A 1,330-nucleotide genomic window follows, 5' to 3' on the forward strand; every position below is an offset into this window, starting at 1 on the left:
TGATGCCCCTATGGTTCGTCAAGCCGTTCGGGGTGCAGGCAGCGGTAGTGGCGAGGCGGACAGGCAGCGGTGGATCTCTCGGGCAACGTATCGCTTGAGACAGCGGACGACTTCTCGCTTCGTCTTGCCTTCGGCGGTGCGTCGCTGCAGGTAGGCGAGGGTGCGGTCGTCCCAGCGCAGGCGGGAGAGGACGATGCGGTAGAGAGCTGCGTTTGCCTGCCGGTTCCCGCCCCGGTTGAGACGGCGGCGTTGGCTCTTGCCGGAGGAGTGCTCGACCGGGCTGACCCCGCACAGGGCTGCGAAGGACGCCTCGTTCCTGAGCCGGTCGTGGTTGTCGCCGGCAGCGACGAGCAGGGTGGCGGCGCTGTCCGGGCCGACGCCGGTGAGTTCCAGCAGCCCGGGGTTGTGACGTTGGACGATCTTGGTGATCTTGCGGGTCAGTGCGGTCGTCTCGGCGGAGAGCTGTTTGATGCGGAGGGCGAGCAGGTGCAGCGCGTGGTGCGTCGCGCCGGCCTCGGGATCGAGTTCCGCGCAAGCGGTGAACAGTGTGGGGTTGGTCATCCCCGCCATGGCTTCGCGTAGTTGTGCCGGGGCGCTGACCAGGATGGCCTTGAGCTGGTTGATCGCCCTGGTGCGGTCGCGGACCGCGGAGTCCTTGACGACCTTGAGCACCCGCAGGTCCTCCACCGGGCCGTTCTTGGTCTTCGGTGTTCCGCAAGCCCGGCCGCCCAGGACCGCTCGTGCCGCGGCCTCAGCGTCGACCGTGTCGGTCTTGCCCGATCGGCGCCGGGCCGCACGGTCCGGCCGGTTGACCTCGATGGTCTCGATGCCCTCGGCGACGAGGTGGCGGGAGAGGCCGGCGCCGTAGGATCCAGTGCCCTCGACCCCGGCCCTGGTGACCTGGCCGAATTCTCGGGCCCAGGCCAGCAGAGCTTCGTAGCCGGCCTCGGTGGCCGGGAAGGAGCTCGAGTCGAGCACCGCACCGAGAAGACTGAGCACAACCGCGACGTGAGCGTCCTTGTGGGTGTCCACTCCGACGACGACGGATGTCGGGGAAGGCGGCTGCGGAGTATCGGCTGTTTGCGGCATGCTGAGCACGGTCATACGGAGTCCCTCGGCCAGAGCGGAGCTGATGGCCACCGTCGGGCCGGTCGGGCGGTCAGGACTGTGAAGGTGCCTGTCGCGAGGCCCCTATCGGGACACGCCCGCCGGTCCGGCGGCAGCAAGCGCCGCACGGACCGTGGCCGACAGATCAACTGAGAGACACCTTGGTCAGTCACACACCGGGTCAGGCCACGAGCCCATGCGGAGCACCATCAGTCTCACAGTC

The 1,330-nt window shown here is 68.6% G+C and carries 1 protein-coding gene; it reads right to left on the reverse strand.

Annotated elements, in window-relative coordinates:
* Positions 1 to 18 precede the first annotated feature (18 nt).
* Positions 19 to 1,089: an IS110 family transposase gene (locus tag AB0442_RS42510; protein ID WP_366168854.1), complete on the reverse strand. Its 1,071-nt coding sequence runs from the start codon at positions 1,087 to 1,089 to the stop codon at positions 19 to 21.
* Between the last annotated feature and the right edge of the window lie 241 nt (positions 1,090 to 1,330).

This window comes from Kitasatospora sp. NPDC085895 (genome assembly GCF_040702125.1).
In the GTDB taxonomy this organism is placed as follows: Bacteria; Actinomycetota; Actinomycetes; order Streptomycetales; family Streptomycetaceae; genus Kitasatospora; species Kitasatospora arboriphila.

Excerpts from the sequence above, each read along its gene's own strand:
- AB0442_RS42510 (WP_366168854.1), bottom strand. The coding sequence starts at position 1,089 with ATGCCGCAAACAGCCGATACTCCGCAGCCGCCTTCCCCGACATCCGTC.